The sequence below is a fragment of the Oceanobacillus luteolus genome (genome assembly GCF_023715655.1).
GTDB lineage: Bacteria > Bacillota > Bacilli > Bacillales > Amphibacillaceae > Oceanobacillus > Oceanobacillus luteolus.
In genome coordinates, this window is the sequence record NZ_JAMBON010000071.1 from 1 (window position 1) to 5,631 (window position 5,631).

6 protein-coding genes are annotated in these 5,631 nt (G+C 34.7%); 1 reads left to right on the plus strand and 5 read right to left on the minus strand.

The genetic code is table 11. The features are described 5' to 3' along the window. Window positions 1-414: 414 nt before the first annotated feature. The 3 genes from M3210_RS19185 to M3210_RS19195 all read right to left on the minus strand — a co-directional run bounded on the left by M3210_RS19185 (window position 415) and on the right by M3210_RS19195 (window position 2,746). The gene (locus tag M3210_RS19185; protein WP_251517760.1) at window positions 415-1,341 is read right to left on the minus strand and encodes an NADP-dependent oxidoreductase; all 927 of its coding nucleotides are present in this window, start codon (window positions 1,339-1,341) and stop codon (window positions 415-417) included. A gap of 128 nt (window positions 1,342-1,469) precedes the next feature. After that, the gene (locus tag M3210_RS19190; RefSeq protein ID WP_251517762.1) at window positions 1,470-2,048 is read right to left on the minus strand and encodes a GNAT family N-acetyltransferase; all 579 of its coding nucleotides are present in this window, start codon (window positions 2,046-2,048) and stop codon (window positions 1,470-1,472) included. Between the two features lie 74 nt (window positions 2,049-2,122). Next, window positions 2,123-2,746, minus strand: coding sequence for an NUDIX hydrolase (locus M3210_RS19195; protein WP_349774387.1), 624 nt, complete (start codon window positions 2,744-2,746; stop codon window positions 2,123-2,125). Between the two features lie 260 nt (window positions 2,747-3,006). Between M3210_RS19195 and M3210_RS19200 the strand changes: the two genes are divergently transcribed. Beyond that, window positions 3,007-3,591, plus strand: coding sequence for a hypothetical protein (locus tag M3210_RS19200; RefSeq protein WP_251517768.1), 585 nt, complete (start codon window positions 3,007-3,009; stop codon window positions 3,589-3,591). 432 nt (window positions 3,592-4,023) lie between these two features. Here the strand turns inward: M3210_RS19200 and M3210_RS19205 are convergent, their stop codons facing one another. Both M3210_RS19205 and M3210_RS19210 read right to left on the minus strand, forming a co-directional pair. After that, window positions 4,024-4,485 carry a GNAT family N-acetyltransferase gene (locus M3210_RS19205; RefSeq protein ID WP_251517772.1) on the minus strand — a complete coding sequence of 154 codons (462 nt, stop codon included), beginning with the start codon at window positions 4,483-4,485 and terminating at the stop codon, window positions 4,024-4,026. 46 nt (window positions 4,486-4,531) lie between these two features. Next, window positions 4,532-5,308, minus strand: a complete 777-nt coding sequence (locus tag M3210_RS19210) for a class I SAM-dependent methyltransferase (RefSeq protein ID WP_251517775.1) — start codon at window positions 5,306-5,308, stop codon at window positions 4,532-4,534. Window positions 5,309-5,631: the final 323 nt, after the last annotated feature.

Consider the following 5,631-nt stretch of genomic DNA (forward strand, 5'->3'; position numbering starts at 1 on the left):
TAACTAAAAAATCCAAAACCTTCCAGATTGGTGATAACGGAAGGTTATTTAGCATGAATAAAATTAAGTATATCATAATTAATTTGAGTTTTTTAGAGAAATATATTGACAACTATTAGCTGGTTTAGTTACGATTAGCCCAATCTCCGCGAAAGGCATTTTTTCACATCCTATTTTTAATATTAGCTTCCTATTTTTATCGAGCGATTTTCTAAATTGCCCAAGAAATTATACCATAGAATAACAAATGAGCAACATCAAAAGTTATATTTTTTTCAATAAAAATAATTCCCTTTATAGATGAAATACCATAACATAAAATCTCCCCTGAGGTGCCAACATATCCATTATAATCTGTTAGTAGCCTAGGGGAGTACCTTCTGTTCAGCTGAGCTTTTTAATTATCATTATTTTTTACTTAACCTTTATTACAATCTTACCTGCTGCATGACCTGATTCACTTAATTCATAGGCTTTTTGGACACCGTCCTGCGTAAAAGGATAAACTTCATCAATAATAACTTTTAAATCGCCTTTAGAAACTTGATCAATGAATCTATTTAATTGACCTGTATCAATTCTATACACAATTCGATCAATTGATATGTTTCTTTCTGCAGCTTTATCTTCTGAAATTGGAGCTGCTGGAGTTAAGGATCGGCCACCTTCAACGACAACAGGCAATGTATCTGTCCCTCTACCTACTGTATCAATTAATACATCTGCTTTATTTGCATAAACCTTTGGTACATCCTCTTCTTTATAATTCACGACTTGATCTGCTCCAAGGGATGCAAGTAACTCTTCATTTCTGCTAGTTGTAGCAATTACATGGGCTCCGTTCTGTTTGGCAAACTGAACAGTATATGTACCTACACCACCAGATCCACCTTGTACAAAAACAGTTTCTCCAGCTTTTACCTCATAGGACTCTTTATTTACCAATTGATATGCGGTTAGTGCTGCGATACCTAAAGCAGAAGCTTCTTCAAATGAAACATTTTCCGGCTTTTTCAGTACGTATTTTTCAGGGATAGATACATACTCTGCCAGTCCACCTCCCCGATTTACTTTATAGGAAGTAAATACTTCATCGCCTACAGCAAAATCGGTAACATTTTTCCCAACTTCAGATACGACACCAGAGATATCCGTTCCTAAAATCATGGGAGACCCTAGTTTAAATGGCATTCTTCCTTTTCGTATCGCACTATCAACTGGGTTAATGGCAACAGTATGGACTTCAATTAACACGTCATTATCATTTACTTTTGGTCTATCGACTTCTGTTTCCATAAAATCTTCTACCGCACCAAATTCTTCTACAACTATCGCTTTCATTCCCTACACCCTCTCCCTATAATCGATGTTGAATCATGTTATCGTTTGATTTAAAGTATTTCAAACATTTGAACTCAAAGGGTATATTTCTTTTGCGGATAAAAGCTTTTGTTTGAAGCATGAAAATTCTACTGATGAGCTCCTTGCTCGTTTTTTACATTACTCTTTTGATTCAATGTATAATCCAGTTTCAATAAACCATATACATCCACATCTTCATACTTTCCATGTAATAATCTGTCTTGCTTTAGTATTCCTTCTTTTTGTAAACCAGCTTTCTCTAAAACTAAAATAGAGGCTGTATTCCTCGATAAGGCGGCAGCCCATATTTTATTTAACTCCAATTGTGTGAATCCAAATTGTATTATTGTATGGACAGCCTCAGTCGCAAATCCGTTTCCCCAATAATCTTTACCTATCCAATATCCAAGTTCACCTTTATTATTATTTTTATCCACTCTTATAGTGATCGTACCTATTATTTCATCTAATTCCTTAGATACTATTGCTAATGGAAATTCACTTCCCTCTTTAATCAGCTCTGATTGTACCGCTATCCAACCTTCTGCATGTTTCAGTTCATACGGATGTGGAAGACCGAGAATATCTGCTAATTCTTTATCGTTTGCCAACTCTCTGATTCTACTTGCATCTTCTTCTTTAAAAGGAAGTAAAATAATTCGTTTCGATTCCAACTTTAAGTTCATGATGATCATCCTTCTTTCCTTATAATTCACTTCAATTTTATGTATGGAATTAGCTGTATTCCTAAATGCAATTATTACTCACTGTCTTTATAATTCTTTTCCATGTAAAATTCACTTTTATGAGATAAGGATGAAATGATAAGACCTTCCATTAGCTCGCTTTCCTCTTTAAGTAATCGAGATAGAAATAATAATTGTGGAAAGGGCTGTAAAATTAGATCCGCATTTATTTCTGACTTCAGTATAGAAATTCCACCAAGCTCGTGATATTCATTTAAAGAAATATCCTTTTGACAGACAAGATGAACCTTCTCAGGGGACAGTAATAATAATCCTTGTGATTCCGATGATGGTGATGGCTGATTGTAGGTAGACGATAAATACATGACTGTATAAGAAGATTTCTCATTTCCTTTCATTAGAATTGGTGCATCGGGATCTTCAATCTTTACTTTAATGGGCTCGTCATTCCAGTCCTCTATATAAAAAGTTGAATCCGGATGATGAGGATTAATTTCTATTTGAGCTTCTTCATAAGCTTCACGCTTTGCAGTATCCAACGCCGTTTCACCATCTTCCCTATGCCCTCCCAACCTGACCACTCCAAGTTTATCACCTGATTTGGTTGGACCAACTTGAAATATAAATAAGCCATTATATAACACATAAGCCCCAGCAGTGCTTATTTCACTTGTCATACACATCATTTCCCTCCTTTATTCCAGTAGATTTATTACTAATGTAAACTACATATATACTAGTAATACAAGTTAAAGTATGATTTATCCTGCTTGTTAATTAATATTTCTTCCATTCTAGTTCTGTGTTTTTTTAAAGTTTTTAACCCTAGCCAATCTCAGAATCATACTCACCACCCTGAAAAACTTATTTTGTTTGGTTCTTTGAAAATCGTGGAAAAGTAGTTGAAGTAACAAACAACAAGAAGAAGGTGTGGTAGATGTTTGGTTTATCCGATTTAATAGGTCTCGTAATTTCCGCATTTATTATTTTTCCTGTAGTCATTTTTTTAAGAGAGTTAGGATATATGATAGCTGGATTCCTATTCGGTGCGAAGAATTGTAGAATCACCATGGGGTCTGGCCCGAGAGTATTTAAATTGGGTATATTTGATGTACGAAAGTATTATCACCTCTATAGCTGGTTTTCTTATGATGATTTACGTAATAATAGTAAATTTGCCTATGTCGTGTTGTATGCTAGCCCTATCATGCTGAATGTAATTCTCGGATTAATCATCAATGCGCTGATTGCAAACGGATATATAACAGAGTATGTAACATTTTGGAATCGGTTTGTATTCTATGCATTTTTCTATGTGTTGTTTGATGCCGTCCCGATGAAGACGGTTAACGGTAAACCAAATAACGGTATGATCATTTATCAGATGTTGCGTCACGGTAAACGTACGGATTATAATCCAGAACCATTTTTACCGTCGACATCCGAAGTAGAGGAAGAATATCAAGAAAAAATGGAAAAAATAAAAGAAAAAATAAACGAATCTATCTCAGAAAAAAAGTAGTTTTAATGGGGAATTGGTAGAAGTATGATGAAACTTTTTTCAGTTTTACCATCCCCCTTTACTATGATGTTGGAATATCAGTGATCGTTTTTGATATGGCACTAAACATAGCAAGAGATTAACGTTACGGTTTATAATTCATTTCCGAATGACAATCACTCCACCAATCCCACTAATCATAATATATGCAATAAAAACTATCCACAGATGCTGGATTGATATTTTATCAATACCACCAGTAGTGACAAAAGCTTGAAAAGTAGAGTATCTCAGAAATGGCTGTTTAGTATTACTGCAGGTTTTGGTTTACTTGGCATGGCTTTAGGGCAGTATCTCTTTACTTTATTTTCTTAACATTCAACAAAAAACAAGATGATTCTGTTCAGGATCCTTGTTTTTAATCGATTTACTCATCCATTACTTGAAAAATAATTAAAGCTTCAATTTCATCCCTTCATGCGTTGCTTTGAAACCTAACCGCTCATAAAATTTTAATGCATTTGTTCTTTTTTTATCCGTAGTCAATTGTACTACATGACACCCACGTTCCTTTGCACGATCAATAGCCCATATTATCATTCTAGTACCTACACCCTTTCCCCGTACAGAAGCTGATGTCCTCACCCCTTCAATCGTAGCTCTCCATCCACCTTGGTGGGTGATATACGGGGTATACGTAATTTGTTGTACACCGACCACTTCTTTCCCATCACAGGCCACCACTAACTCATTGTTAGGATCTGAGTTAATAGCTTTAAATGCTTTCAGGTAACTAGAAGGAAGTGGATGTTCATAACGCTCACGCTTATTTCCCAACATATCGTCCGCAAGCATGGCAACAATACGATCCAAATCATCTTCAGTAGCCATTCTAAATGTTATTTCGGTCCCCAATTAAATCCCTCCCCGCTTTCAAATTATTAGGTTCTCGGATTCCTTGCTATTTTACCGCCTTCCAAATGGTCCATCTGTCTTTTTCAATAATCGTAGTTTTTGTAGGCAACGATTTATCAATTTGACGTATTAGTGACTGCAATTCTTTATCATTTAATTCGTGTAATATACTTCTTCCCGTTCTTTTACTTAAATCATGAAGCAATTCGTCTTTATGACTGTAAGCATTTCTAGTTTCCCATAGCTGAACTTCTTCAATCTTTAGAAACCCAGCCCTATGGAGTGTTTCCATTACATATTTACTATCGTATCTACGTTTCGTCTCTATATCAATTAACCTTGGAAATTTTTCAAAAAAATACCCTCTAATATGACGATCACTACCTTCCAGTAAGCAATCTTCAGGAGTGCGGTCTTGTATAATATAATAACCGTCATGCTTTAATATTCGGTAACCTTCTTTGAAACAGGCTCTTAAATCGTCAATGTGATGAATTAAAGCTCTTTCAAGCAACAAATCATAATTGTTGCTCTTTAATCCAGTTTCTAGTGCATTTCCTTGTTTAAAAGTAATATTTTGGTAACTATTGCAATTATCTTTTGCCCCTTCAAGTATGGCCTCCGAATAATCAACACCTGTAACAAAAGAAACCCCCATATCTGACAGTGCTTTTGAATAAATTCCTCCACCACATCCAACATCTACAGCATTTGAAATATGATTGACTGGTACAAGTTTTTGAATTTCTTCCATCCATGATTTATCAGCATTTCGAGTAGTATATGTTGTTTGGTTTTTCTTATTGTGAAAGTCGATACCCATGTTGTTACCTCCTTTCAAGTTTGTATTACCAATTTCATCATAACTGATAATTGCAATAACTAATAATACTAACATTTTATATATCGAGATAACTTTTACTTATCTAGGTAACGCGATTAACCTCGATACAGAAATTCAACATAATAAATAAAATTATTTTCAAAATCGATACACTTTTTCAATAACGGGTCATATACTTGTAAGCGTCAAACAATGAACACCTTCTATTAAATATCCGTTCTTGAGATAATCTCTTTAGAAAAAAATCTGGAGGTTATGCCAATGAACGATGCTAACAAAAGAATAGAATGGAAAGCTAGGTA

Bases quoted from the DNA above. Each gene is read 5' to 3' on its own strand.
- M3210_RS19200 (WP_251517768.1), top strand. From the start codon at position 3,007: ATGTTTGGTTTATCCGATTTAATAGGTCTCGTAATTTCCGCATTTATT.
- M3210_RS19195 (WP_349774387.1), bottom strand. From the start codon at position 2,746: ATGACAAGTGAAATAAGCACTGCTGGGGCTTATGTGTTATATAATGGC.
- M3210_RS19190 (WP_251517762.1), bottom strand. From the start codon at position 2,048: ATGAACTTAAAGTTGGAATCGAAACGAATTATTTTACTTCCTTTTAAA.
- M3210_RS19210 (WP_251517775.1), bottom strand. From the start codon at position 5,308: ATGGGTATCGACTTTCACAATAAGAAAAACCAAACAACATATACTACT.
- M3210_RS19185 (WP_251517760.1), bottom strand. From the start codon at position 1,341: ATGAAAGCGATAGTTGTAGAAGAATTTGGTGCGGTAGAAGATTTTATG.